Here is a 24,556-nt window from a genome sequence, read left to right on the forward strand (position 1 = left end):
AGGAATTTCTTCACGAGGGCATATCCGGTCGAGGGATATATGTTTTCTCACGAACGGTATTCTTCGTGTTATGCGGCGGGAACTTTGAAATTCGATGACGGCAGTTCGGGGAAGTGGGATCTATCTTCAAGTGGCGTTGCTACATTTATCTTCACGAGAGGCGATGCAGTAACGCTTTTTTATAAAAACAATAAATGGTACGACCCGTTTGCTTGTACTTATGGGCTGGGCGACGTTGGGGAATGCTAGGTTGCCAGGCCTGGTGTGAAAAAAAAGAGCGCTGCATCATGCAGCGCTCTTCGTTTGTGCGCGTCCGCCGTTGCGGCGTTACTGCGCGGCCGGACCGCTCGCGGGCAGCGTCGGCATCGCCGGCGCGATCGGCGCGCCGTTGGCGGCCGGCGCCGTGGTCGCGCCCGACGATGCTGCCGCCGGTGCCGCAGCAGGCGTACTCGCCGGCATCGCACTGTCCGCGCCGGGATCGTCGTACTGCGGCAATCCAGGTGCCGCTGGCGCGTTGTTCGGCGTGGCGCCCGATGTGCCGCCCGCATCGCCCGGATCCTCGTAGTTCGGCAGCCCCGGCACGGCCGGCGTCGCGGCCGGCACGGCGCCCGCTTCGCCCGGCTCGTTGTAGTTCGGCGCCGCGGCCGATGCCGACTGGCCGCGATACGTGAGCGACTTGCGCTGCTGCAGGTACGCGTCGCGCACGAACGAATACGGATCGAGCGCGGCCTGCTTCAGCAGGTCAGTCGCGCCGAGCAGGTCCGAGCGCGCGCTGATGAACTGCGCGATGTACATCGGATTGCGCGCGGCCGGCTCGATGTAGTTCAGCAGGTTGAAGCGCACGTCCACCGCGCGGCCGACGCCGTCGCGGATCGTGCTCGGCCCGAACACCGGCAGCACGAGGTACGGGCCGGACGGCATGCCCCAGCGCGCCATCGTCAGCCCGAAATCCTGGTGATGCTTCGGCAGCCCGGCCGGCGTCGCGATGTCGATCAGGCCGGCGACGCCGAACAGCGAGTTCATCGCCACGCGCATCAGATCCTGCGTCGCATCGGTGATGCGCAACTGCAGCAGGTTGTTCGCCATGTTGCCGAGATCGCCGAGGTTCGAGAAGAAGTTGCTGATCGCGGTGCGCACCGGCGTCGGCGTGACTTTCTGGTAACCCTTCGCGATCGGCTGGGCGATGTTCGTGTCGACCGTGTCGTTGAACTTGTACATCGCCCGGTTCATCGGCTCGAGCGGGTCGTTGGGATTGCGGTTCGGTCCCGTCGCGCAGCCGGTCAGCATCGCGCTGGCGGCGACGGTCGCCGCAATGATTCGCACCTTATTCATTGATTCCTTGCGATTGGTTCTTGGCGCGCTTGACGCGCGGTTTGCCCATCAGGACGGGCTGGAACACCACGGCACCGATCAGCGTGCAGGTCAGGGCCAGCGCGAGCAGCTTGCCCATGCTCGACGTGCCCGGATGGTGCGACAGCCACAGGCTGCCGAAGGCGGTCGCCGTCGTCGCGGCGCTGAACAGCACGGCGTGCGTGAGGCTCGAATGCAGCAGCCCCGTCTGCCCCGCGCGCCACGCCATCACGAAATACACCTTGAACGCGACGCCGACGCCGAGCATCAGCGGCAGCGCGATGATGTTCGCGAAGTTCAGCGACATGCCGAGCACGACGCACATCTCGAGTGTCACGATGCCCGACACGAGCAGCGGCACCAGCGTGCGCAGCACGTCGCCGAAGCGGCGCAGCGTGACCCACAGCAGGATCGTGATCGAGATGATCGACCACAGCGCTGCATGCAGGAACGCGTTGATGATCGTGTCGGCCGAATGCAGGATCGAGATCGGCCCGCCGGTCGCGCCCGGCTCCGCGGCCTTCACGGCCTTCGCGAAACGGCGCAGCATCGTGTCGTCGTTCGGGTCGACGCCCTTCGGCACCTTCGGCGAGATCTGCACGAGCGCATGGCCGTCCGGCGCGACCCAGTCGCGCACGACCTGCGGCGGCAGCGATTCGCGCGTGATGTCCTGCGGCTGCAGCAGCGCGGCGAGCTGGTTCAGCGCGATGCGCAGCGTATCGGAGAACGCGCGTTCGGCACGGTCGCGCGTGGCGCTGTCGGCGGCGGCGAGCTTCGCGAGCGACGCGGACAGGTGCTGCGCGGCGGCCGCGCCCGGGCCCGGGTGATCTTCGGCCGCATAGCTCAACAGGTCCGACACGCGCTTGAGCGCGGCCACGCGCTGCGCGTCGGTCGCGGGCGGCGCGGCCGGCTGCGTCAGTGCGGGCAGCAGCTCGCTCGCGGCCGCGGCGATCGCCGCGCGCTTGGCCGGCTGGTCGGCGGGGATGAAGGTCGACAGCGTGGTCGTGCGGCCCACTTCGGGCAGCGCATCGAGGCGCTTCGCGGCCGCATCGGCTTCGGCAAGCGACGGCGCGAGCAGCGTGACGTCGTTGACGGCGGCTTCCGGCGAATCCTTCAGCGCGAGCAGCGTCGCCATCGATTCGCTGTTCGGATCCTTCAGGTGCAGCGGGTTGAAGTCGAAATGCAAGAACGCGAGCAGCGGCAGCGCGCCGATCACGACCGCCAGCGTGCCGATCAGGATCGGCTTGCGATGGCGATCGAGGTAATCGTCGACCGGCGCGAGCCACGGGAAGCCCGGCGTCTTCGATTCGCCCGGCGGCGCGAACAGGCGCAGCAGCGCGGGCAGCAGCGTGAGCGTGGTCAGCAGCGCGACGAACATCCCGACGCCCGCGATCAGGCCGAGCTCGGACACGCCGCGATAGGCCGTGGGAATGAACGAGAAGAAGCTCGCCGCGACCGCTGTGGTGGCCAGCGCGAGCGGCATGCCCATCGAGTGCGCGGCGCCGATCAGCGCGTGATCGATGCGTTGATCGCGGAAGCGTTCCTCGCGGTACTTCACGCCGTACTGGATCGAGAAATCGACGCCGAGGCCGACGAACAGCACCATGAACGCGACCGAGATCATGTTCAGCGAGCCGACCATCGCGAGGCCGAGCGCGGCCGTCACGACGAGGCCGACGAACAGCGTAACGAGCACCGAGCCGATCATCCGCTTCGAGCGCAGCGCGAGCCACAGGATCACGAGTACGGCGAGCAGCGTGAGCACGCCGTTGAGCGCGGCGCCGTCTTCGACCGACGCGAATTCGTCGTCGGCGAGCGGCTGTTCGCCGGTCAGGCGCACGGCCGCGCCGTAGCGCTTGTCGAGATCGAGCGACCGGGCCGCGTCGCGGATCACCTGGCTCGTTGCCGCGCCGGCCTTCAGCGCGCCGTAGTTGACCACCGGCTGCACGGTGACGAACGCGCGCGCGGGCTGCCGCGCAGCATCGTTGTCGACCAGCGCGCGCCACGAGAACGCGGCCGGCTTGCCGGCCAGCACGTCGTCGACCGTCGCGGCGCTGCGCGCGAGCAGCTTCGCCATCGCGGGCAGCTTCACCTGGCCGGTCAGGAGCGGCTGGCCGAGCGTGGTGGACAGCGTGGTGGCGAGCCCGGTGAGGCTCGGGTTCTTCGCGAGTTCGTTGACGAGCGGGCGCGCGCTCGCGAGCTGGGCGGTCGTATCGGAGACTTCCTGCGGCGACAGGAACAGCAGCCCGTTGTGCTCGAAGAACGGCCCGCCGCCCGGTTCCGCGACCGGGCCGATGCGGCCGGCGGCGGCATCCTTCTGCAGCGCTTCGGCCAGCGCATGGGCGGCGGCAGTCGCGAATTCCGGCGCGGGCGCCTCGACGACCGCGAGGATCGTGCCGTTGCGTTGCGGGAACGCCTTGTCGACGGCCTTGCCGAGCGCGGCCCATTGCGGTTCCGCATCGACGAGCTTGCTGATGTCGGTGTTGATCTTGAAATGCTGCGCGACGTAGACGCCGCTGAAGGCGGCGATGACGAGCGACAGGACGACGACCCAGACGGGGCGGCGCACCGACCACGCAACGAGTCGGACGATGAGAGAGGTCACCATGTGGCGGTGGGGAGCGGCTGGCTAGGGCAAAGTAGCCAAGTATACCGGCGCGGCGCGGTGACGGTCGTGACGGTGGGGAGATTCGGGGCGGGAAGGATATTTGCTTCCGGCGTGGCAATCGGAGTGCGCGGTCGGTTCATTTGTATGGGGATACTTACATAAGGGGGCGCGGCGACGCGCCGACATGCGACCGAGCGCCTGTGACAAACGGCGCTGAAAGGTAACAGTCGGTCACCGGGCGGCACCGGGGCGTCGGGCCCGGTATACTTTGCTCCACCGGCCGATGCAAAGAGCCGGCCGTCTTTTTCCATCGAGTGCGAAATTCGTATGAAACGTCATCTGTTTGCTTTCGTCGCGGCGGCCGCCGTGTCGGTTTCCGCTTTCGCGCAGAGCGCGCCGGTCGATGTCGTCCGCACGGCGGTCGAGGGCACCGTCAATGCGATGAAGGCCGATCCGGCCGCGCGCGGCGGTGACATGGCGAAAATCACGCAAGTCGTCGAGCAGCGCTTCCTGCCCGTGACGAACTTCGAGCGCACGACCCGCATCGCGGTCGGCGACGCGTGGAAGCAGGCCACGCCGCAACAGCAGCAGGAGCTGTACAAGCAGTTCAGGCTGCTGATGACGCGCACCTACGCCGCGTCGCTCGCGCAGCTCGGCAACCAGGACGCGAAGTTCTCGTTCAAGGCGGGCGGCGCATCGGGCGCCGACGCGCTCGTGCAGTCGACGGTGACGACGCCGGGCGACAGCCAGTCGGTCGGCTATCGTCTCGGCAAGGTCGGCAACGACTGGAAGATCTACGACATCGACATGTCGGGTGCGTGGCTGATCCAGGTCTACCAGGGCCAGTTCAAGAGCCAGCTCGCGGCGGGCGGGATCGACGGCCTGATCGCGTATCTGCAGAAGCACAATTCGCGGACGAATTGACGGCTGCCGCGCGATGCGCGACTGAAATGCGGCTCGCAAAACATGACGCCCCGGTCGCGGATGCTGCCGGGGCGTTTCACATTGCGCCGTGGCCGGGCAATATCCGCCCGCCTCGGCGCAAGCCAATCGATGCCGGGCCGGACGCTGCGAGTCTGCGGTGACAATCCGTTCGGCAAAGCGCCGGACGGCAGGTTCCGTCATCCGGCAGACTGCCTCGCCATGGCATGAATGACCGCCGTGCGGCATGCCCCGCTCACGGCTCGCGTCGTCGATTTTCGTCGGTGATTTGCCGCAGCGCCTTGCGAAGCCTGCGGTTATCGATAAGCAGTGCGAAGACGGTAATTGCCAGGATGATCGTCGGTGCATTCTTTCCCGACATTCGGGCAAACGCGCTCGCCAGCCCGGCGCACAAAAACGCAACCAGCAAAAGCAGTAACCGGTCCTTCCACCACGCGTACGAACCCAGTTTCACGTTGCGACCTCAGCTATATCGGCGGCGAGTACATGCGAGCCCTTTGCGCGCATACGTTGCACGCGCCGGATTTTCCGCGTCGAATATTTCGGGATGCATTTTCAAATGCAATTGAAGGCGGTAGGGCACGTAGATGGCCGTTTGCGTGCCACCAGCATTCGATTCGAACGTCGTGGCCACCGGAATAGTGTCATCTATCCAGCGAGGGGGCGATTGGACAAGTATGAAATCGGACGGGCGAATTGCGCGTGGCGCAAGGCAGACGCGCTGGCGTATTGCCCGCTGCGGGTTTGTCGCCGTTCGCGCGACGGTCTTGGCGCGGGGGGCAAGCCGCCCCGGTGTCACCCTACCGCCGCCGATGCTCGACCGCGAACTTGATCAGCTCGGCCTGCCCTTCGATCTCCAGCTTGCGCTTCAGGTTGAGCCGATGCGTCTCGACCGTGCGCACCGACAGCCCCGTCTGCTGCGCGATCTGCTTGCTCGACAGCCCTTCGGCCAGCATGTCGAGGATGTCGCGTTCGCGCGGCGTCAACCGGTCCAGCGGCGACGCCGTCGCGCTGGCCTGGATCATCCGCGCGGCCAGCCCTTCGCTGAAGAAGGTCTGCCCGGCCAGCACCGCACCGATCGCACGGACGATCTCGCTCGCGGGCGAATCCTTCAGCAGATAGCCGCTCGCGCCGGCGCGCACCGCCTGCGTCACGTATTCGATGTTGTCGTGCATCGACAGCATTAGCACGCGAATGCCCGGAAAGCGCTCGTGGAACACGCCCGCGAGCGTGATGCCGTTCATTCCGTTCATGCCGACGTCCATCAGCGCGAGATCGGGTTCGAGCGACGCGGCGAGCGCGAGCGCCTCGTCCGCGTTGCCGGCCTCGCCGACCACCGACAGGTCGGCGGCTTCGAGCCGCATCCGCAAGCCGTCGCGCACGAGCGGGTGATCGTCGACGAGCAGCAGTCGCGCGGCGGGCCGGGCGGTATCGGGGGCGCTCATGGGCAAAAGTCTCCGGTTAGGGTGCGCGTGCTCAGGCGGCGGCACGCCGCAGCGGCACGCGCGCGGCCACGACGGTGTGGCCGACCTGCGACGTGATCGTCAGCGTGCCGCCGAGCGCGTCGAGGCGTTCGCGCATGTTGCGCAGGCCGATGCCGCGGCTCGCGTCGGCCTGCGAGCGTTCGGCGTCGAAGCCGCAGCCGTTGTCGGCGATGGTCAGCGTGACGGATTGCGCGCCGACGTCCAGCGTGACGGCCGCGCGCGACGCCCGCGCATGATGCACGATGTTGCTCAGCGCTTCCTGCGCGATCCGGAACAGCGCGGTATTGACGGCTTCGGGCAGCGGCCGCGTGCCGCTGTGCGCGACCTGCGTATAGCCGATGTCGATGCCGCTTTCTGCGCCGAGCTCGCGCACGAGTTGTTCGAGCGCGGCCGCGAGGCCGAGATCGTCCAGCATCGACGGCCGCAGCGCATGCGAGATGCGCCGGACTTCGCGCAGCGTGTCGCCGAGCCGCCCGACGCCCGACGCGAGCGCCTGCTCGGCTTCGGGCACGCGCGACGTGCCGCGCTCGAAGCGCGCGAGCGCGGATTCGAGCATCAGCTTCGCGGACACCATCATCTGGCTGATCCCGTCGTGCAGCTCGCGCGACAGCCGCGCGCGTTCCTGCTCCTGCGATTCGACGACGCGCTGCGCGAGCAGCTTCAGCTTCGCGTCGGCGCTGCGCGATTCGCTGACGTTCAGCACCAGCGCACACACGGCGATCGCCGCCGCGCCGGTGAGCGCGATCGCGGTCAGCCAGCTCATCGTGCGCTCGATGTTCGCGGACGCGCGCGCGTCGATGCGCTGCAGCGCGGTGTCGACGTCGTCGAGATAGATGCCGGTGCCGACCATCCAGCCCCAGCGCTCGAGCGCGACGACGTAGCCGAGCTTCGGCGCGACGCGGCCCGTCGACGGCCGCTGCCATGCGTAGCGCACGTAGCCGCCGCCCTGCGACGCCGCGCCGATCAGCTTCTGGATGGTGAGCGCGCCCTGCGGGTCGCGCATCGACCAGAAGTTGTGGCCGACGCGCTCCGGCTCGCGCGGATGCATCAGCGAATTGCCGTGCAGGTCGTAGACGAAGAAATAGCCGTCGGGGCCGAAATCCATCTTCTGCAGCATCGCGAGCGCCTGCGTGCGCAGCAGCGCGTCGTCGCGCGCATTGCGGCCGCTCGCGTCGTAGAGCGGCATGATCGCGCTCGTCGCGAGCTCGACGTAGTGTTTCAGCTCGACTTCCTTGCTCGACAGGTACGCGGCCTGGATCGTCGCGTGCTGCGTGCGCGCGAGCGACGTCGCCTGGTGGCGCACGCCGAAGCCGATGCCGGCGATCGTGAGCAGGAACGGCACGATGGCCAGAAGGAAGATCTTTGCCTTGAGTCTCATGGTGGTGCGAAGCGGCCGTGAAGCGGCGCGGCCGGCCAGGTGCGGCCGGCCAGGCGCGGCCGGGGCGCTGCCGACAGGCGCGGGCCGGCCGGGCGCATCGGCCGCGCGGCGGCGTATCGAGCCGATATTGTCGGCGATTTTGCAGGCGGACGGCGGCTGCCCCGCCGCTGCTCGTACGCTCAGGCCCGCCGCGATTCGAGATCGACGGGCGGCGTGGCCGCCGTCTGCACGACGACGCGGTTGCGCCCGCCTTCCTTCGCCCGATACAGCGCATCGTCGGCGAGCTTCAGCGCGGCCTGGATGTTGTCGTCGCGTTCGGGATAGCTCGTCGTCACGCCGATGCTCACGGTCAGCCGGCCGACCGTGCCGGCGTCGTGCCGGATGCCGAGATCGAGGATGCCCGTGCGGATCGTTTCGGCGATCGTCGCCGCGCCGTCGCTATCGATATCCGGCAGCACCACGACGAATTCCTCGCCGCCGTAGCGCGCTGCATAGTCGGCCGGGCGGCGCAGGCAGCCGGCGATGCAGTGGCCGACCGCGGCGAGCGCGTCGTCGCCGGCCTGGTGGCCCTGCGTGTCGTTGTAGTGCTTGAAGTAATCGACGTCGATGAACAGCAGCGACAGCGGATGTTGCGAGCGCGCGGCGCGCCGCCATTCGCGCGCGAGCGTGACGTCGAGCATCCGGCGGTTGTCGAGACCCGTCAGGCCATCGGTGCGCGCGAGCGCCTGCAGCTCGGTTTCGGCGCGGTGGCGCTTGCGCAGTTGCACGTCGAGCAGCAGCGACAGGCCGACGAAGCCGATCGCAAGCGCCACCATCGCGGAGCCGATCGGGATCGCACGGTCGTACCACGCGGCGTAGGTGTCCGCTTCCGAGCGCGCGACCATGACGATGAGCGGCAGGTGATCGAGGTGCCGGAACACGTACAGGCGCCGCACGCCGTCGATCGACGCGGTGTCGGCGAAGCTGCCTTCGCTGGCGGTCATGAATTGCCGGAACGTACTCGCGCGGCTGATGTCGCGGCCGACGATCCTGGGGTCGTACGGCTCGCGCGCGACCATCCTGCCGTCCGTGTTGATCAGTGCGACCGAGCCGCGATCGCCGAGCGACAGGCGCGAGAACAGGTTCTGGAAATATTCGAGCCGGATCGACATCACCGCGACGCCGCCGAACGACCCGTCGGGCCGCGTGATCCGCCGGCTGAGCGCGATGCTCGGCGAGCCGCCGCGCAGCCGCGAATGATACGGGGGGCTGACGTACAGGCCGACGTCGGGGCGGTCGCGGTGCACGGCGAAGTACGGCTCGCTGCCGAAGTTGGCCTTGCGCGGCACGTCGCTCATGCCGTCGACCGCGATGTCGCCTTTCGCGTCGAGCACGTAGATGCCGCCGAGGTACTTGGCCGTCGTCGAGCGGTCGAACAGCACCTGGCGGCGCAACGGCATCGGCAGCCTGGCGACCTCGGGGTCGTTCGCGCCGTCGACGACCGCCTGCAGCGACAGCGAATAGATCTCGATGTTGCGTTCGATGTCCCACGCCGCCATCAGCGCGAGGTTCTGCTGCATGCTGCGCGAGCGGTCGCGCGCGTCGATACGGCCTTCGTACAGCACGATCGCGCACAGGAGCAGCAGGATCAGCGCGATCAGCAGCCCCGTGTAGAAGATCAGGTGCGGCAGCAACAACCGGCGCAGATGAGCGGCGATACGGCTCGTCACGCCGGATTCGCTGGGCATTGCGTAGTTGGTTTCGGCCATGGTCCGTGGATCGGGGGCATCGTCGCCGGGCGGCGTGCCGATGCGATTGTTCGTATGGCTACCGGTGGCGACCCGGTGCGCAGCCCTGCCCGTGCATGCCTTCCGTCCAGCGGAGAAAACGGGCACCGATTATCGACAATCGCGGCCAGATAAACCCGATATTCACAGGTAACATCGGCTGCAATTCGACGATCTGATAAATCGCGCGATGCGAATGCCACGGAGTATAACGCGCGTGTTTGCGTGCGCGGGAAATGTTGCGGCTGCTTGATCGGGGTCAAATTATGGGGTAATCCCGCGCTTGCAAATATCGGGCGGATCGTTGCTGAGCAAGGCATTGCGGTGCGGCGGGAAAGTTCGCGCGGCTTCCGGCCGCGGATACCGGCGGATTAACGGCGGGCGGGCGTCGCACGCGAAAGCGCGCGATATGCGCCGATTATCGGTTTCAACGATCGGGTGAATACCCATGCGAAAACGGGCAGCCGCGAGGGCCGCCCGTTTCGCAAGGCCGGAGTACCACCGGCATGCGGCGCCCGGCATGCGGGACGAGCCCGCATGCGCAGGTTCATGCGCCGTGCTGCTGCGCCTTGAACGCGAGCCGGAACCGGTGCAGCAGCGGCTCGGTATAGCCGCTCGGCTGCGACGTGCCTTGCAGCGCGAGCGCGCACGCGGCCTTGAACGCGGTCGACCGGTCGTAATCGGGCGCCATCGGGCGATAGTTCGGATCGCCGGCGTTCTGCTGGTCGACGACGCGAGCCATCCGCTTGAACACGTCGAGCACGAACGCCTCGGTGATCACGCCGTGGCGCAGCCAGTTCGCGATGTGCTGGCTCGAGATGCGCAGCGTCGCGCGATCTTCCATCAGGCCGACGTCGTGGATGTCCGGCACCTTCGAGCAGCCCACGCCCTGTTCGACCCAGCGCACGACGTAGCCGAGGATGCCCTGCGCGTTGTTCTCGACCTCGCTCAGGATCTCGGCCTCGCTCCACGCGGCGCGCTCGACGACCGGCACGGTCAGCAGCCCTTCGAGCAGCGCGTCGCGCTCGCTCGCGTACGGCGTTTTCTCGAGTGCCTGCTGGACGGCCTGCACGTCGACGAGGTGGTAGTGCAGCGCGTGCAGCGTCGCCGCGGTCGGCGACGGCACCCATGCGGTGTTCGCGCCGGCACGCGGATGCGCGATCTTCTGCTCGAGCATCGCGTGCATCAGGTCCGGCATCGCCCACATGCCCTTGCCGATCTGCGCGCGGCCGCGCAGGCCGGCCGACAAGCCCGCGAGCACGTTGTTGCGCTCGTACGACTGGATCCACGCCGACGATTTCATGTCGCCCTTGCGGATCATCGGGCCCGCTTCCATCGCGGTGTGCATCTCGTCGCCGGTGCGATCGAGGAAGCCGGTGTTGATGAACGCGACGCGCGCGGCGGCGGCGGCGATACACGCGGCGAGGTTCACGCTGGTGCGGCGCTCCTCGTCCATGATGCCCATCTTCAGCGTGTTGCGCGGCAGGCCGTACAGATCCTCGATGCGCGCGAACAGCGTATCGGCGAACGCGACTTCGGCCGGGCCGTGCATCTTCGGCTTCACGATGTAGATCGAGCCCGTGCGCGAATTGCGCTTCGCCTTCAGGTCGTGCAGCGCGCACAGCGTCGTGACGACGCCGTCGAGGATGCCTTCCGGAATCTCGTTGCCGTCGCGGTCGAGCACCGCGCCGTTGGTCATCAGGTGGCCGACGTTGCGCACGAACAGCAGCGAGCGGCCGTGCAGCGACAGCGTGCCGCCGGCGGGCGTCGTGTACTCGCGATCGGCGTTCAGCCGGCGCGTGAAGGTCTTGCCGCCCTTCGCGACTTCCTCGACCAGCGTGCCCTGCATCAGGCCGAGCCAGTTGCGGTAGAGCTGGACCTTGTCGTCCGCGTCGACCGCCGCGACCGAATCCTCGCAGTCGATGATCGTGCTGACCGCGGCTTCGAGCACGACGTCCTTCACGTTCGCGAGATCGGCGCGGCCGATCGGCGTGGATGCATCGATCTGGATCTCGAGGTGCAGGCCGTTGTGCTTGAGCAGGATCGCGGACGGCGCACCGGCCGCGCCCTGGTAGCCGACGAACTGCGCCGGCTGCGCGAGCCCGACGTCACCCTTCGCGGTTTCCACCGCGAGCTGGCCGTCCTGCACACGGTAGCGCAGCGCGTCGCGGTGCGAGCCGCTCGCGAGCGGCGCGGCGTTGTCGAGCACGTCGCGCGCGTAGTCGATCACGCGCTGGCCGCGCGTCGGGTTGTAGGCCGCGGTGCGTTCGGCGCCGCCGTCTTCCGGCAGCGCGTCGGTGCCGTACAGCGCGTCGTACAGGCTGCCCCAGCGCGCGTTCGCGGCGTTCAGCGCATAGCGCGCGTTCGACAGCGGCACGACGAGCTGCGGGCCGGCCTGCGTGGCGATCTCGCTGTCGACGTTCGCGGTGGTTGCGGCGACGTTCGACGGGACCGGCACGAGGTAGCCGATTTGTTCGAGGAATGCACGATACGCGGCATGGTCGCGTACCGGGCCGGGGTGCGCGCGATGCCACGCGTCGAGTTCCTGCTGCAGGCGGTCGCGTTCGGCGAGCAGCTCGCGGTTGCGCGGCGCGAGGTCGTGCACCAGGGCCGAGAAACCGCTCCAGAACGCGGCCTTGTCGATGCCGGTGCCCGGCAGCGCTTCGTTTTCAATGAACTGGCTCAGCGCTGGCGCGACTTGCAGTCCTGCTTGGTCGATCATCGTGAATCCTCCCGGGGAAAATGCGCGCGGTTTGGCTGGTTATTCCGCGACGCTCTGTGTGCCGGCGCGGGCGATCTGCGCGTCCTGTTCGGACTTTACGCCAGACACGCCGATCGCGCCCGCGATCCGGCCGCCGACCGTGACCGGCACGCCGCCTTCGAGCAACCCCGTCAGCGGCGCGCTCAGAAACGCGGTGCGGCCACCGTTGATCATATCCTCATACGCCTTCGTCTCGCGACGGCCGAGCGCCGCCGCGCGCGCCTTGTCCTGCGCGATGCAGCCGCTGGCCGGCGATGCGCCGTTCAGCCGCGCGAACGCGAGCAGGTGGCCGCCGTCGTCGACGACGGCGATCGACACGGCCCAGCCGTGGCGTTCCGCTTCCGCGCGGGCCGCGGCGAGCATGCACTCGGCATCGGCCAGTTCGAGTTCGGGTTTCGTTTGCATGGCTTTCCTCCGGAATAGGCGGTCAGTCGACCAGCCGGTTGTCGACGCGCTCGATCCAGTGGCGCATGGGCGTGCGGCTCGCGCCATTCGGATGAGTCTGGCAGCCGACGTTGGCGGTGACAATCAGGTCCGGCCGCGCGCGCGAGCGCGCCGACGCCCGCGCGCCTTCTCCGCACGGACGGGGTCGGAGCACGACAGGTCGCCGTATTCCTTCATGAACTTGCCGCAGCCGCTTGCGGTCGGCGCGATCGCTTCCGCGCCCGGCGTCGATCGCGGGCCACCACGCGTCGACGTTGCGGCTCGACGGCCGGACGTGAGCGGGCGCGGCTTGGCCGGCGCGGTAACCGCTAGAATTGCGGTTTTAGCCCGGAACATGTCCATGTCTTTTGCCTCGCTTGGCCTGATCGAGCCGTTGCTGCGTAATCTGCAGGGCCTCAATTACCAGACACCCACGCCGGTGCAGGCCAAGGCGATTCCCGCCGTGCTCGGCGGCAAGGACGTCATGGCCGCCGCACAGACCGGCACCGGCAAGACGGCCGGTTTCGCGCTGCCGCTGTTGCAACGGCTGGCGCAACACGGCCCGGCGGTATCCAGCAACCGTGCGCGCGTGCTGGTGCTGGTGCCGACACGTGAACTGGCCGAGCAGGTGCTGCAAAGCTTCGTCGAGTACGGCAAAGGCCTCGATCTGCGATTTCTGGCCGCCTACGGCGGCGTGAGCATCAATCCGCAGATGATGAAGCTGCGCAAGGGCGTCGACGTGCTCGTGGCGACGCCCGGCCGTTTGCTCGACCTCAATCGCCAGAACGCCGTGCAGTTCGATCAGGTGCAGACGCTCGTGCTCGATGAAGCCGACCGCATGCTCGATCTCGGCTTCGCGCGCGAACTCGACGCGGTCTTTGCCGCGTTGCCCGCCAGGCGCCAGACGCTGCTGTTCTCGGCCACGTTTTCGGACGAAATCCGCAAGATGGCCGCGAGCATTCTGCGCAGCCCGGTCGATATCAGCGTCAGCCCGCCCAACGCCACGGCCAGCAAGATCAAGCAGTGGGTGGTGACGGTCGACAAGCGGAACAAGCCCGACCTCTTCATGCACCTGGTGGCCCAAAACAAGTGGGAACAAGCGCTGGTGTTCGTCAAGACCCGCAATGGCGTCGATTATCTGGCGCTCATGCTGGAGAAAGCCGGCTATGCGGTCGATACGATCCACGGCGACAAGCCGCAACCCGCGCGTTTGCGTGCGCTGGAGCGCTTCAAGACGGGTGAAGTGCAGATGCTGGTCGCCACCGATGTGGCGGCGCGCGGGCTGGATATCGACGATTTGCCGCTGGTGATCAACGTCGATCTGCCGATCGTCGCGCAAGACTACGTGCACCGTATCGGCCGTACCGGCCGAGCGGGCGCGAGCGGCGTGGCCGTGTCGCTCGTGTGCGCCGATGAAGCGCCGCAACTGGCCGCGATCGAAGCGCTGATCCGGCAGACGCTGCGTCGGGAAGAAGAGCCGGGTTTCGAAGCCGAACACCGCGTGCCGGAAACCAGCGCGACGGGTCAGATCATCAAGAAACCCAAAAAGCCGAAGAAGCCCAAAGTGCCGCAAGCCGTGCCGGTCGCCAGGCAGGCGCCGGGCAAGAAGCCGCCAGCGCAACGGAGCGAAGGCAAGCGCAAGCCAGCTGCGCAGCAGGCGAAACCAGCCGTCGGCACGGGAACGGACTACACCATCGGCAGCCCGTTCAGCGTGCACAAGCCGCGCGGCAAACCGGCGGGCAAGCTAGCGGCGGGAAAGGCTGCGGGCAAATCCGCGAGTGGTCGCGGCAAACCTGGCAAACCGTCCAGATAGCCCGATCCTTCGCTTTCGACGTGCCCGATACGATCGAGCCGTCCGATGCCGTGGATGCATACGGGTGGTTCGGAACAGCGCTGCCGGGTTTCTCGTGAGCGACCTGAAACCGCCCGCGATAGAAGCTTCGCGGCGTGACCGATGATGTGCGATGACTGAAGTGAGAGATGGAATGACGACGATATTCGACGAGGCGACAACGGCGGCGATCGCCGCGTTTGCCCAACTGGATTTCTACACGGCCGTGCAAGCGATGCGCGCCGAAGCCGATTACGACCACGAACGAGACCAGTGGATCTCGCGCTATATCGACGAGCACGGCGGCGGCGTGGACGATGCGGAATACGATGCCCTGCACGCGCGGGCGCAGGCCACGCCGGAATACGCGCAGTTCATCGATGGGGTTCGGCGGGAAATTCTGGAGTACTTCGGCGTGACCGACGATCAACTGGACTGGATGGTCGTGCTGCGCGACGACGACAGCGATGAACTGTGGGCGGAAGTCAACCGGCAGCGGAACGCGCTGGGAACGGGTGAAGTGCGCGGAGATCTCTGACCGGGTTTGTCATTCGCCGGTACGTTGGGCGCGCCGTTTTGAGGTTCGGCTCCGCGCCACGTATCGGACACTCGCCGTTCACATCAGTCTTCTCGCTCATCCGATTCGTGGACGGTGTTGAAGCTGAACGGCGGGCCAGGGTTGCCAAACGAGATCCACCGAACCCGCGACGCATGAAAAAAGCCCGCCGAAGCGGGCAACCTCACGATGCGGAGGGGGAGATCCGAAAACGCGATCGGCGCGCGCTCAGCCTTTCGTCGCGCCGAACGTGAGCCCCGCGACGAAATGCTTCTGCATCGCGAAGAACATCGCGACCGACGGCAGCGCGGCGAGAATCGACCCGGCCGATACGAGATTCCACGACGTCGTCCATTGCCCCTTCAGCGCCGCGACGCCCGCCGTGATCGGCGCCGCCTCGTCGCCCTGGGTGAGACACAGCGCCCAGAAGTAATCGTTCCACACGAACGTGAACACCAGAATCGCGAGCGCGGCCAGCGCCGGCCGGATCAGCGGCAGCACGATGCGCCAGAACACCGTCCATTCGCCCGCGCCCTCGATGCGCGCCGCCTCGATCAGCTCGAACGGCAACTGCTTGATGAAGTTGCGCAGGAACAGCGTGCAGAACCCCGTCTGAAACGCGACATGAAACAGGATCAGCGCTTCGACGGTATTGAACACGCCGAGCCGCAGCGACAGGTCGCGCACCGGAATCATCAGCACCTGCACCGGCACGAAGTTGCCGGCGACGAACGTGCCGAACAGCGCGGTATTGCCGCGAAACCGGTAGGTCGCGAGCGCGAAGCCGGCCATCGCCGCGAGCGCGATCGAGCCGATGACCGACGGCACGGTGATCTGCACGCTGTTCCAGAAGTAATGGAGCATCGGCGACGTCGTCAGCGCGTCGCGATAGTTCTCGATCATCGCGAAGCGGCGCGGCCAGCCCCAGTAGTGGCCTTCGACGAGCTCCTCGGTCGAGCGCACCGACGTGACGAACACCGCGATCATCGGCAGCAGCCAGATCACGAGCGCGACGGGCAGCGACAGCTTGTACAGCCGGCGCGATACCGGCTTCCAGTGGGCAACGGGTGTCGGAAACATGATGAGTGAACTCCCGAAAGGTCACTGTTCGTTGCGCAGCATGCGGCGCAACTGGAACACGATGTAGACGAGCATGATCGCGAACAGCACGACCGCGATCGACGCGGAATAGCCGAGCCGGTAGTACTTGATCGCCTGGTCGTACATGTAATACGCGAGCACGGTCGAGCTTTCGAACGGGCCGCCGCCCGTCATCACCGAGATCAGGTCGAAGCTGCGCAGCGCGCCGATCACGGTGACGACGATCGCCATGAACGTGGTCGGCCGCAGTTGCGGCAGCACGACGTGCCACAACAGCGCGAAGCCGCGCGCGCCTTCCATCCGCGCGGCTTCGATCTGTTCCGGGTTGACCGACGTGAGGCCGGTCAGGTACAGGATCATGCAGTACGCCGTTTGCGGCCACAGCGCGGCGAACACGATGCCGAACGTCGCGTAGCGCGCGTCGCCGAGCACCGGGATCCCATGCCCGGCGAGCAGCGCGAGCAGGCCGAAGGTCGGATCGTAGAACCACGAGAAGATCAGGCCGACCACCACGCCCGACAGCACGAACGGCGCGAAGAACAGCGACTTCACGAGCCGGATGCCGCCGACCGCCTGGTTCAGGTACAGCGCGAGCGCGAGGCCGAGCGGCGGCGCGAGCATGAACAGCAGGAGCCAGATCACGTTGTTGCGCAGCGCCGTGTAGAACGTCGGCGCATGCAGCAGCTCCGCGTAGTTCGCGAGGCCGACGAAGGTGCGCTCGGTCATCCCGTCCCAGTTGTACAGGCTCAGCGACAGCGTCGACAGGATCGGCCAGATCACATAGACGGCAACCATCGCGCAGGCCGGCGCGAGAAAGAGCCACGCGGCGCGCCGTTGCCGCCGCACGGCGGGCGACGGGCGGCGCGCGCGCCATGCACTGGCGGACGAGCCGCGCGGCGGCGGCGCGGTGCCGTCGCGCGGGGTGGACGTGGTCGGACTGGACACGGCAAGCCTCCTGAACGGACACGGCGGCGCGCGGCCGCCGGTTGGGTCACGCGGTCACTTCTTGTAGATCCGCTTGCGGGTCTGTTCGAGTTGCGCGAGCACCGTATCGAGCTGCGCGGGATTCGCGACGAACTGCTGCATGCCCTTCATCCCCTCGTCGGCCATTTCCTTGGTCATGTCGCGGTCGTAGAACTGCGCGACGCCGCCCTTCGTGTCGGCGAGGATCCGGAAGCCGATGCGCGAGATCGGATCGGCCGGCTCGGGCGACTTGCTGTTGGCCGACAGCGAGCCGAGCCCTTCGGCGAGCTTCGCGCCGATCTCGGGCGTTTCGACGAATGCGAGGAACGTATGCGCGTCGGCCTTGTTCTTCGCCTTGGTCGGGATGTGCAGCGATTCGACCGGGCCGTCCTCGGCGGTCGGCACCTTCGGGTCGATGATCGGGAAGCGGTAGTAGCCCATTTCCGGTTTCACGTTGGGCGGGAAACCCGCCGCGATGAAGGTGCCCATCAGCATCATCGCGGCCTTGCCCTGGAACAGGAACGGCTGCGCGCCGTCGAGATCGTAGGACAGCGCGTTGTCGATGAAGTAGCCGGCATCGATCAGCGATTTCCACGTCGTGTAGACCTTCTTCACGCGCGGGTCGGTGTACGGCACGTCGCCGGCCATCAGCTGCTGGTGGAGCGCGTTGCCGTTCAGGCGCAGGTCGAGATAGTCGAACCAGCCGGCGAGCGTCCATGCGTCGCGGCCGCCGATCGCGATCGGCGTGATGCCGGCCGCCTTCAGCTTCCTGCACGCATCGAGAAACTGGTCCCACGTCTTCGGCTCGTCGGCGATGCCGACCTTGCGGAACAGGTCCTTGCGGTAGAACAGCCCCCACGAGTAGTAGACGGTCGGCGCCGCGTACTGCTTGCCGTTGTACGACGAGGCGCTGCGCGTCGACGCGTACATCGCGTCCCAGCCGTTTTTCGTCCAGTCGCCGCTCAGGTCCTCGAACAGCCCGCGCTTCGCGTAGTACGCCATCCGCTCGCCCGCGTGCCAGTTCACGACGTCCGGCGCGACGGTCGTGAGCCACGCGGGGAGCTGCACCTTGTACGCTTCCTCGTCGACGAAGGTCGGTTTCACGTCGATGTCGGGATGGGCCTTGTGGAACGCTTCGATCGTCGACTGCCACACGGCGCGCTGGCTCGCGCCCTTGAACGCGATGTTGATCGTCAGCGTGCCGGCATCGGCGGGCGCCGCGGCGCCGAACGACGCGGATGCGATGGCGGCGGCGGTCGCCAGGCGGGCAGCGACGCGAAGGGGGCGATGGGTCATGAGTGTCTCCAGTCCTGTGTGTCGTTGTTTGTGCGTGACCGGCGCGTCATCGCGCCGGGGCGGTTGCTACGAACGGCTTCGATACACGGCGACGCCTTGCGGCTCGACCTGCGCGGCGCCGAGCACGAACGCCGACGGCGGTACCGCGTCGATCGCATGCGGTGTGTCGCCGTAGTTGAAGACGTAGGTCAGGCCGCCGCGGCGGCTCACGCGTACGGCGTCGCCGAGCGGCGTCGGGGCCAGGCCGGCTTCGGCCGCGATATCGGCGAACAGGCGCACGGTGGTCGCATCGTCGAACAGCGCGGCCCAGTAATGCAGCGTACCGTGCGATAGGCAGGCCGGATGGCCGTCGGCGAAGCGCGCGTGCACGACGCTGCGCGTGTCGTCGTGCAGCTCGACGAAGTCGCGCCAGTGGCGCGCCGCGCCCGTGAGCGGCGACCCGTCGCGCAGCGTGCCGTCGATCCGTTCGGTCAGGTTCGGCCGCAGCGATTCGACGCGCCACACACGCACCGGCAGGATCGACGCGAGCGGGCCGGGCGGCAGCGCCGGCGGAATCTGCAGGTCGGCGGTTTTCGAGCCGGTGCGCGGGCCGAACACCGCGTGCGCACCCGATGCGGCGAGCCGCGACGCGAAATCGTCCGGCACGATCGGCAGCGGCGGCACGACGACGAGCCGATAGCCGTCGAGCGGTGCATGCGCGGAAACGATGTCGACGTCGAGGCCGAGCGAGCGCAGCGCCGAGTAGTACTCGAACGCGAAGCGCGGGTAGTGGAAATCGGCGCCTTGCGGCTGCACTTCGAACAGCCACTTCGCTTCATAGTCGAACACGAGCGCGACGGGCGCACGCACCGCACCGTTCGCGTCGGCATCCGCGCCGGCGTCGAGCACGGCGGCGATTTCCCGCGCGACGCGCTGCGCTTCGCGCCCGCCTTCGTCGAGCCTGTCGTCGGGCGTGTGCAGGCCCGCATGCATCTGCTCCTGCGCGAACGGCGCCTGCCGCCAGCGGAAGTACGACACGCAGCCGGCGCCGTGCGCGAACGCTTCCCAGCTCCACAGCCGCACCATGCCCGGCAGCGGCGCGGGGTTCCAGTGCGCCCAGTTCACGGGGCCCGGTTGCTGTTCCATCACCCAGAATGGCCGCTTCGACATGCCGCGGTAGAGGTCGTGATTGAACGATGCGAAATCCGGATGGCCGGTGCGCAGCCAGCGCGCCTTCACGTCGGGCGCGAACCATTGTTCCTCGAGCGCGCCGAGCGGGTAGCTGTCCCACGTCGCGATGTCGAGGTCGCGCGCGACCTCGTAGTGATCGAACTCGGTGAACAGCTGCATGAAGTTGTGCGCGACCGGCCGGCCCGGCGAATGCGCGCGGATCACGTCGACCTGCATCCGGTGATAGCGCGCGAGCTCGTCGGACGCGAAGCGCCGGTAGTCGAGGCGATGCGACGGATGGGCTTCGGTCACGGTGCCCACGGGCGCGTCCACTTCGTCGAAATGGCGATACTCCATGCTCCAGAACACGGTGCCCCACGCGCGGTTCAGCGCATCGATCGTGCCGTAGCGGGCCTTCAGCCATGCACGGAAGCGCACGAGCGCGGCCGGCGAATAGCCGACGACCGTCTGGTGGCAGCCCAGCTCGTTGTCGGTCTGCCAGTAGCGCACGGCCGGGTGGCGGCCGTAGCGTTCGGCAACCGCCGTGCAGATCTGGCGCGACGCTTCGAGATAGGTCGGCGACGAGAAATCGTAGTGGCGGCGCGAGCCGAACGCGCGCGGCCGGCCGTCGGCGCCGATCGCGAGAATGTCGGGATGGCGGTCGACCAGCCATTTCGGCGGCGTGGCGGTCGGCGTGCACATCACGATCTCGAGGCCGGCCGCGCCGAGCACGTCGACCGCACGGTCGAGCCAGCCCCAGTCGTATTCGCCGGGAGACGGCTCGATGCGGCTCCACGCGAATTCGGCGATCCGCACCTGCTCGATGCCGAGCGCTTTCATTCGGCGGGCATCGTCGGCCCACATCGATTCCGGCCAGTGTTCCGGGTAGTAGCAGACTCCGAGGCGCATGCCGATCCTTATGCGTAGTGGTGAACGTGAACGTCGGCGCGCGCGGGCACCGCGCGGCCGTCTTCGGTGAACAAATGACAGGCCGCGGCCGGCGCGTGCACGTGCACGCGTTCGCCAGTGCGCACCTGCGCGTCGCCGGGCACCTTCGCGATCAGCGGCGTGGCGTCGGGCTGGCCGGGCTGGTCGAGGTGCACGTAGGTCTGCTCGCCCAGGCGTTCGACGAGCGCGACGTCGCGCGCGAGCGTCGTCGCGTCGGGCGCGGCGCCGAGCGTCAGGTGTTCGGGGCGGATGCCGAGCGTGACGGCGGCGCCGGCGCCCAGCGCCGAGCCGTCTCGCGGCAGCACGAAGGTTTCGCCGGACGGCACGAGCGTAACGGTCGTGCGATGCGCGTCGCACGCGGCCACGACGGCCGGCAGGAAATTCATGCGCGGCGAGCCGATGAAGCCGGCGACGAAGCGGCTGGCAGGGTGGTGATAGAGGTCGAGCGGCGCGCCCACTTGCGCGATGCTGCCGTGCCGCGCGGTATCCGCGCCGGCGTGCAGCAGCACGATCTTGTCGGCGAGCGTCATCGCCTCGGTCTGGTCGTGCGTCACGTAGACGACGCTCGCGCGCTCGAACTGCCGGTGCAGCCGCGCGATCTCGATGCGGGTCTGGCCGCGCAGCGCCGCGTCGAGGTTCGACAGCGGCTCGTCGAACAGGAACACGCCGGGCTCGCGCACGATCGCGCGGCCGATCGCGACGCGTTGCCGCTGGCCGCCCGACAGCGCCTTCGGCTTGCGCTCGAGCAGCGTGTCGAGCTGCAGGATGCGCGCGGCGTCGCGCACCTTCCGGTCGATCTCGGCCTTCGGCACGCGCGCGAGCTTCAGTCCGAACGCCATGTTCTCGTACACCGTCATGTGCGGAAACAGCGCGTAGCTCTGGAACACCATCGCGACGCCGCGCTCGGCGGCCGGCACGTCGTCGACGCGGCGGCCGTCGATCGACAGCTCGCCCGCGCTCAGATCCTCGAGCCCGGCGATCATGCGCAGCAGCGTCGATTTCCCGCACCCGGACGGCCCGAGAAACACGCAGAACTCGTGCGCGCCGATCTCCAGATCGACGTCGCGAATGACCGGCGCGTGCTCGCCATAGGCTTTCTGCACGCGCCGCATCGAGATGCTCGCCATTGTCTCCGCTCCATGTTTTAATGCGCCATCCTGCTTGATTAAGCGCTTAATCATCGCGATCAAAAAAGAGGCGATGCGATCGCGGCCGAGTCGCGCCCGTCGGTCGGGCGGCAAGGTGTGCGGCGATAGTGCGCCGCTTCGGTGAGCGAAGCAAATACTGGATCGACGTCTCATATAGTGGGCAAACGATGGCAACACTGGAAGAAGTGGCGCGCCGCGCCGGCGTGACGGCCGCGACGGTATCGAACGTGCTGCGCGGCCGCGGCCGGGTCGGCGACGCGACGCGGGCGCGCGTGCTCGAAGCGGTCGACGCGCTCGGCTACCGGCCGCATCTCGCCGCGCGGGCGCTGGCCGAAGGCCGTGCGCCGACGGTCGCGCTGATGGTATCGAGTATCGCGAACCCGTTCTATCCGGAGTTCGCACTGGCGGTCGAGCGCGCGGTGCGCCGCAACGGGCAGTTCCTGATCGTCTGCAATACGAATGAAGACCCGTTGCAGGGGCGCGCGTATCTCGACCAGATCGCCGGCACGATCTCCGAGGGGATTCTCGTGACCAATGCGAACCTGCACCTGCCGGATCTGCTCGACGTCGCGCGGCGCGGCGTGCCGGTCGTGCTGTGCCTGTGGGAGCGGCCCGACGCGCCGCCCGACGGCCTGCCGTGCGTGGCGATCGATTTCCGCGAGGCCGGACGGATCGCGACGCGGCATCTGCTCGAGCTCGGTCACGAGAAGATCGGCGTGATCGTCGGCGGCGCGGCGAGCGGCGTGCAGGCGGCGCGCTACGACGGCTTCGTCGACGTGATGCGCGACGCGGGGCTCGACGCATCGATCGTCGCGGCCGAGCACGATTCGATCGAAGGCGGACTGCGTGCGGCGGGCCGGCTGCTCGATGCGCACCCGCGGTTGACCGCCCTCGTCGCGACCAACGACCTGCCGGCGATCGGCGCGATGCATGCGGCCGCCGATCGCGGCCGGCGCGTGCCCGACGATCTGTCGATCGTCGGCATCACCGACATCCATCTCGCCCGCGACACGCGGCCCACGCTGACGACCGTCGCGATCCCGACCGCCGAGGCGGCCGGCCTCGCGGTCGAATTGCTCAATACGCTGCGCGAGGCGGGCGGGCAGGGCGGAGACGCATCGCGCGTGCGGGTCGCGTCACCGCCGACGCTGGCGGTGCGCGGGACGACCGGGCCGGTACCGCACGCGGCATAGCGAGGCGCGGGCGGTGGTGTGCCGCCTCAGCCGCCTTCGACGAGCCGCAGCACGATGTTTCTTGCCGACTCGAGATGCGCGACCGTCATCGCGCGTGCCGCGCGTGCATTGCGTTCGCGACATGCCTGCAGAATCGCTTCGTGCTCGACCTGGAACGACGGTGTGTCCGCGAGCAGCGTGGCCTGCAGGCGCTCGTAACGTTCGACCTGGCCGCGCAGTTCGGCGATCGACTTCAACTGCCGCGCGTTGCCGCAGCACGAATACAGCAATGCGTGGAATTCACGGTTCAGCTCGCCCTGCCGGCGCGGCGCGGTTGCATCGCCGAGCAGCCGATGCACGAGTTCGGCGCGCGCGAGCGTTTCGTCGTCGAGCCGCTTCACGCTGCGGTAGATTGCATCGCCTTCGAGCAGCACGCGCAGATCATAGATTTCCTGCACGTCCGATGCGCTCAGCATCCGCACGACGGCGCCGCGATTCCGGAAGATATCGAGCAAGCCTTCGCGCTCCAGCCGCTGGATTGCCTCGCGCATCGGGATTCGGCTGATGCCGAACCGCTCGGCCAGGTCGCGCTCGACGAGCCGCTCGCCGGCCGCCAGTTCGCCGTTGATGATCATGTCGCGCAGCGACGCGGCGATCGCGTCCGCCGTGGAGTCGAGTTTGGCTTCCATGCGTGCCTGTTCGTTGATTTTGGAATAATGGTATACCAAACGACCATCCAGTGCCACAATGGCGACCATCGACGGGCTGCACGCAACGGCGTTCGGCCCGGTGGGGCAACCAACATCAATGGAGAGCGAAATGGCATCTGGCGAACACCGGTATCGCGTCGCGGTGGAGTGGACGGGCAATCGCGGCACCGGCACGTCCGGCTATCGCGAGTACGGCCGCGATCATGTGATCCGGGCCGGTTCGAAGCCGGATATCCCCGGTTCGTCGGACCCGGCGTTCCGCGGCGACGCCGCGCGCTGGAACCCCGAAGATCTGCTGCTCGCGTCGGCATCGGCATGCCACAAGCTCTGGTATCTGCATCTGTGCGCCGAGGCCGGCATCCGCGTGCTGGCCTATGTCGACCACGCGGAAGGCACGATGGTCGACAGCGCCGAAGCGGGGCGCTTCACCGAAATCGTGCTGCGCCCGCGGGTGATGATCCGGGCGGGCGACGATCGCGCGCTCGCCGAGCGGCTGCATCACGATGCGCATGCGAAGTGCTACGTGGCGAACTCGGTGAACTTCCCTATTCGGTGCGAGCCGGTGATCGAGGTCGAGGCAGCCTAGCTCGGAGCAATCAGTCCTCGTTCGTAGGCGGACATTTTCGAGCAGATCAATGCGCCTGCATGGACGCTCGGGATAGCGACGCGAGTCGTGCTTCCGATATACGCCCGTTTATTGTGACCGAGTGGGCTACGGGCGCGCCATCGATGTCGAATGCCTCTTGTTTAATTGACTGCATACGATAACGATTATTTTCGGACGGGAGTCGTGCGAGAGAAATCGGAAAACAAAATTTATGCGAAAAGTCAGTCCGATTGTCCGTCAGTATGCCTTACGTATCTGACAGGAAATGTCCACGGCGCATGTCAATCAGACGCATCCGAAATTCACAATTTGTGGTGTTTCTTCAACGGCTTAGCAATTGTTGACAGTGATTTACCAGTGCTT

The 24,556-nt window shown here is 67.4% G+C and carries 19 protein-coding genes and 1 pseudogene; 5 read left to right on the top strand and 15 right to left on the bottom strand.

Annotated features, from left to right (window positions below; translation table 11 throughout):
- Window positions 1-327: 327 nt before the first annotated feature.
- Both WS64_RS26170 and WS64_RS26175 read right to left on the bottom strand, forming a co-directional pair.
- Window positions 328-1,332: an MlaA family lipoprotein gene (locus WS64_RS26170; protein ID WP_059644551.1), complete on the bottom strand. Its 1,005-nt coding sequence runs from the start codon at window positions 1,330-1,332 to the stop codon at window positions 328-330.
- Window positions 1,325-3,958, bottom strand: a complete 2,634-nt coding sequence (locus tag WS64_RS26175) for a hopanoid transporter HpnN (protein WP_060968170.1) — start codon at window positions 3,956-3,958, stop codon at window positions 1,325-1,327. Before WS64_RS26175 ends, WS64_RS26170 begins: the two co-directional genes overlap by 8 nt.
- Before the next feature lie 327 nt (window positions 3,959-4,285).
- Between WS64_RS26175 and WS64_RS26180 the strand changes: the two genes are divergently transcribed.
- On the top strand, window positions 4,286-4,882 hold the full coding sequence (locus WS64_RS26180; protein ID WP_060968171.1) for an MlaC/ttg2D family ABC transporter substrate-binding protein: 597 nt from the start codon (window positions 4,286-4,288) through the stop codon (window positions 4,880-4,882).
- Between the two features lie 253 nt (window positions 4,883-5,135).
- Here the strand turns inward: WS64_RS26180 and WS64_RS33635 are convergent, their stop codons facing one another.
- The 7 genes and pseudogenes from WS64_RS33635 to WS64_RS33640 all read right to left on the bottom strand — a co-directional run.
- Window positions 5,136-5,354 (bottom strand): hypothetical protein, encoded by a 219-nt coding sequence (locus WS64_RS33635; RefSeq protein ID WP_081075343.1) that lies wholly within the window; start codon window positions 5,352-5,354, stop codon window positions 5,136-5,138.
- Window positions 5,355-5,700: 346 nt separating this feature from the next.
- Window positions 5,701-6,345, bottom strand: a complete 645-nt coding sequence (locus WS64_RS26185) for a response regulator (protein ID WP_059581523.1) — start codon at window positions 6,343-6,345, stop codon at window positions 5,701-5,703.
- A gap of 31 nt (window positions 6,346-6,376) precedes the next feature.
- Complete coding sequence (locus WS64_RS26190) at window positions 6,377-7,762, bottom strand: cache domain-containing protein (RefSeq protein WP_060968172.1); 1,386 nt, start codon at window positions 7,760-7,762, stop codon at window positions 6,377-6,379.
- A gap of 179 nt (window positions 7,763-7,941) precedes the next feature.
- Window positions 7,942-9,510: a sensor domain-containing diguanylate cyclase gene (locus WS64_RS26195; protein ID WP_060968173.1), complete on the bottom strand. Its 1,569-nt coding sequence runs from the start codon at window positions 9,508-9,510 to the stop codon at window positions 7,942-7,944.
- Between the two features lie 565 nt (window positions 9,511-10,075).
- Window positions 10,076-12,250, bottom strand: coding sequence for a malate synthase G (locus WS64_RS26200; protein ID WP_060968174.1), 2,175 nt, complete (start codon window positions 12,248-12,250; stop codon window positions 10,076-10,078).
- A gap of 39 nt (window positions 12,251-12,289) precedes the next feature.
- Window positions 12,290-12,694: a GlcG/HbpS family heme-binding protein gene (locus WS64_RS26205; protein ID WP_060968175.1), complete on the bottom strand. Its 405-nt coding sequence runs from the start codon at window positions 12,692-12,694 to the stop codon at window positions 12,290-12,292.
- Between the two features lie 22 nt (window positions 12,695-12,716).
- A pseudogene (locus WS64_RS33640) lies at window positions 12,717-13,022 on the bottom strand (hypothetical protein); the annotation flags it as partial.
- Window positions 13,023-13,073: 51 nt separating this feature from the next.
- On the opposite strand from WS64_RS33640, the gene WS64_RS26210 reads away from it, so the two are divergent.
- On the top strand, window positions 13,074-14,525 hold the full coding sequence (locus WS64_RS26210) for a DEAD/DEAH box helicase (protein WP_060968176.1): 1,452 nt from the start codon (window positions 13,074-13,076) through the stop codon (window positions 14,523-14,525).
- 172 nt (window positions 14,526-14,697) lie between these two features.
- Window positions 14,698-15,081, top strand: a complete 384-nt coding sequence (locus WS64_RS26215) for a hypothetical protein (RefSeq protein ID WP_060968177.1) — start codon at window positions 14,698-14,700, stop codon at window positions 15,079-15,081.
- Between the two features lie 246 nt (window positions 15,082-15,327).
- Here WS64_RS26215 and WS64_RS26220 read toward each other — a convergent pair whose 3' ends face one another.
- The 5 genes from WS64_RS26220 to WS64_RS26240 form a co-directional block, all read right to left on the bottom strand.
- Window positions 15,328-16,179, bottom strand: a complete 852-nt coding sequence (locus WS64_RS26220) for a carbohydrate ABC transporter permease (protein ID WP_006482683.1) — start codon at window positions 16,177-16,179, stop codon at window positions 15,328-15,330.
- A 21-nt stretch (window positions 16,180-16,200) separates the two neighbouring features.
- The gene (locus WS64_RS26225; RefSeq protein WP_060968178.1) at window positions 16,201-17,145 is read right to left on the bottom strand and encodes a carbohydrate ABC transporter permease; all 945 of its coding nucleotides are present in this window, start codon (window positions 17,143-17,145) and stop codon (window positions 16,201-16,203) included.
- A 54-nt stretch (window positions 17,146-17,199) separates the two neighbouring features.
- Window positions 17,200-18,459 (bottom strand): ABC transporter substrate-binding protein, encoded by a 1,260-nt coding sequence (locus WS64_RS26230; RefSeq protein WP_060968179.1) that lies wholly within the window; start codon window positions 18,457-18,459, stop codon window positions 17,200-17,202.
- A gap of 66 nt (window positions 18,460-18,525) precedes the next feature.
- Window positions 18,526-20,517 carry a beta-galactosidase gene (locus WS64_RS26235; protein ID WP_060968180.1) on the bottom strand — a complete coding sequence of 664 codons (1,992 nt, stop codon included), beginning with the start codon at window positions 20,515-20,517 and terminating at the stop codon, window positions 18,526-18,528.
- An 8-nt stretch (window positions 20,518-20,525) separates the two neighbouring features.
- Entirely contained in the window at window positions 20,526-21,683 is a 1,158-nt protein-coding gene (locus WS64_RS26240; RefSeq protein WP_060968181.1) for an ABC transporter ATP-binding protein, read from the bottom strand.
- Between the two features lie 188 nt (window positions 21,684-21,871).
- On the opposite strand from WS64_RS26240, the gene WS64_RS26245 reads away from it, so the two are divergent.
- Window positions 21,872-22,897: a LacI family DNA-binding transcriptional regulator gene (locus WS64_RS26245; RefSeq protein ID WP_059581555.1), complete on the top strand. Its 1,026-nt coding sequence runs from the start codon at window positions 21,872-21,874 to the stop codon at window positions 22,895-22,897.
- A gap of 26 nt (window positions 22,898-22,923) precedes the next feature.
- Here WS64_RS26245 and WS64_RS26250 read toward each other — a convergent pair whose 3' ends face one another.
- Entirely contained in the window at window positions 22,924-23,565 is a 642-nt protein-coding gene (locus WS64_RS26250; protein WP_059581559.1) for a GntR family transcriptional regulator, read from the bottom strand.
- Between the two features lie 130 nt (window positions 23,566-23,695).
- On the opposite strand from WS64_RS26250, the gene WS64_RS26255 reads away from it, so the two are divergent.
- Complete coding sequence (locus WS64_RS26255) at window positions 23,696-24,172, top strand: OsmC family protein (RefSeq protein ID WP_060968182.1); 477 nt, start codon at window positions 23,696-23,698, stop codon at window positions 24,170-24,172.
- Window positions 24,173-24,556 lie beyond the last annotated feature (384 nt).

The sequence above is a fragment of the Burkholderia anthina genome (assembly GCF_001547525.1).
GTDB classification, from domain to species: Bacteria; Pseudomonadota; Gammaproteobacteria; order Burkholderiales; family Burkholderiaceae; genus Burkholderia; species Burkholderia semiarida.